The following is a 1,300-nucleotide window of genomic DNA, read 5'->3' as shown; positions in this document are numbered from 1 at the left end:
GCACCGACACCATTCCCAAAGGCATAATGATCCCTCGCATGAGCGAACTTCAGCGAGACCAGATCGACGTCTCCAATATCACCACCGCCAACAGTCTCATGATCTATAACATCGACGAAGACTGCTATAACTATTACTCCAAAACCAACCAAGAATGGCAAAGCCTCTGCGGTAAGATGGGCAAAGCCCACTTCGACATGATCTGCGACTCCGTCAAAGTCATGGGACAATACGGCGATGGCGTAGCCCTCACCCCCTCCAACTATTTGCGAGTAACCCTCAATATCACCCGTATCGGCTCCTACAGCATCTCCGCCACCTCCGATCCCGACAACGGCTATTTTTACGAAACCACCGGCACCTTCTTTACCACCGGCATCATCACCCTAACCGTTCCCGGCATAGGCCAACCCATACGTCACACCCAAGGCACGGACCTAATCAGCCCCAGTGATGACACCCCCGACCAATTCACCCTAACCTCCAATGGCGGCGGCGGCGATTGTAGCTTCAAAGTAAACGTCCGTTCCACCGCCGCCCGTCCCAAATTTACAATGAGCTGCGCAGCCACAATCGTCGAAGGCATGTATTTCGAAGACCAAGCCCTCAGTAACATCCCCAACCCCTATAACGGCCAATCACACCGCTTAGCAGTCACCATCACCAATATCCCCTCCAGCTCCTATGGCGCCATAGCCATGTTGGAAACCAACACCATAGACGGCATCAGCTTCAAAGGCGAAGCCGTCCTTAGCGCCTCCACCCAAGTCGTATACCTAGAAGGAACCGGCGTCCCCCGAGGTTTAGCCGATAAAATCGTAACAATCACCTCCAACAGCGAAAGCTCCACAGCCTCCTGTACCGCCACCATCCGCATCCTCATCCCCCGTAAACGGCTGATGACATTAGGCAACACCACAGGCCCCCTTTACTCATACAATGCCGGAATCGTAGACAACCGTACCCCCCCAAACAACATAAATACCCTGCTGACCGACAAAAATAACTTCGGTTACAACCAGTGGTCCATCATGAAATTCCAAGGCTTCAATAACGTCTCCACCTCCCCCTTCTCCAACTTCATCCCCACCAGCCCCAATAGCTGGACAGACGATGACCGAGACATCATAGCCCTGGAAACCGTCACCTGGCAGAATATGTCAGACACCAAATTAGAATCCCTGCTCAAAGGCACCAACGGCGTCTCCAAAGTCGACATCTTTATGATCGGATATAACACCGAATTCTATCGAACCGGCAACGCCTCAGACGCCGCCAAATGCGCCAAGCTCGTAGAATT

At 52.7% G+C, this 1,300-nt stretch carries 1 pseudogene; it reads left to right on the top strand.

What is annotated here, in order from left to right:
- Nucleotides 1-38: 38 nt before the first annotated feature.
- Nucleotides 39-1,300 (top strand): annotated as a pseudogene (locus HGC4_RS18730) (hypothetical protein); the annotation flags it as partial.

Origin of the sequence: Dysgonomonas sp. HGC4, from assembly GCF_001261715.1 — a bacterium.
GTDB lineage: Bacteria > Bacteroidota > Bacteroidia > Bacteroidales > Dysgonomonadaceae > Dysgonomonas_A.
This window is presented reverse-complemented; position numbering and strand designations above follow the sequence as displayed.